A 1,184-nucleotide genomic window follows, 5' to 3' on the forward strand; every position below is an offset into this window, starting at 1 on the left:
TAGCCGGCGCGCTTGGCCATTTCGATGGCGGCGAAGGTCTCGGTCAGGGTGCCGATCTGGTTGATCTTGATCAGGATCGAGTTGGCGATGCCCTTCTGGATGCCCTCTTTCAGGATCTTGGTGTTGGTGACGAACAGGTCGTCGCCCACCAGCTGCACCTTGGTGCCCAGCGCGGCGGTCAGGGTGGCCCAGCCTTCCCAGTCGCCTTCGTGCATCGCGTCTTCGATCGAGATGATCGGGTACTTGTCGCACCAGGTCGCCAGCAGGTTGGTGAACTCGACGGCGGTCAGGCTCATGCCCTCGCCGTCCAGCTGGTACTTGCCGTCCTTGTAGAACTCGGAGGCGGCGCAGTCCAGGCCCAGCGCAATCTGGGTGCCCGGCTCGTAGCCGGCTTCTTCGATGGCCTGGATGATCAGCTTGATCGCTTCTTCATGGTTGGCCAGCGATGGGGCGAAACCGCCTTCGTCGCCCACCGCGGTGTTCAGGCCCTTCTTGTGCAGGATCTTCTTCAGCGTGTGGAACACTTCGGCGCCGTAGCGGATGGCTTCCTTGAACGACGGGGCGCCCACCGGGATGATCATGAATTCCTGGATGTCCAGGTTGTTGTCGGCGTGCGCGCCGCCGTTGATGACGTTCATCATCGGCACCGGCATCTGCATGGCGCCCGAACCGCCGAAGTAGCGGTACAGCGGCAGGCCGGCTTCTTCAGCGGCGGCCTTGGCCACGGCCATCGATACGGCCAGCATGGCGTTGGCGCCCAGGCGCGACTTGTTCTCGGTGCCGTCCAGGTCGATCAGGGTGCGGTCCAGGAAAGCCTGTTCGTTGGCGTCCAGGCCCATGATGGCTTCCGAGATTTCGGTGTTGATGTTCTCGCAGGCTTGCAGCACGCCCTTGCCGAAGTAGCGCTTCGGGTCGCCGTCGCGCAGCTCGATGGCTTCGCGCGAACCGGTCGACGCGCCCGACGGCACAGCCGCGCGGCCCATCACGCCCGATTCCAGCAGCACGTCGCATTCGACGGTGGGATTGCCGCGCGAATCGATCACTTCACGGCCGATAATGTCAACGATAGCACTCATGTCATTCTCCAAAGTTTAAGCAAAAACTGTTGCCTGCGCGGCCTGCCCTGCCGGTCCCGGCGCAAAATTGCAGCAAGGGTAACAGACGGCGGCCGGATGTGGAAGCGG

At 63.0% G+C, this 1,184-nt stretch carries 1 protein-coding gene; it reads right to left on the minus strand.

Annotated elements, in window-relative coordinates; all coding sequences use genetic code 11:
• Nucleotides 1-1,076: phosphopyruvate hydratase (eno, locus tag AC6H42_RS28840; protein WP_497549518.1), on the minus strand; the 1,076-nt coding region annotated here is incomplete at its 3' end.
• Nucleotides 1,077-1,184 lie beyond the last annotated feature (108 nt).

The sequence above is a fragment of the Massilia sp. NBRC 108631 genome (assembly GCF_059704565.1).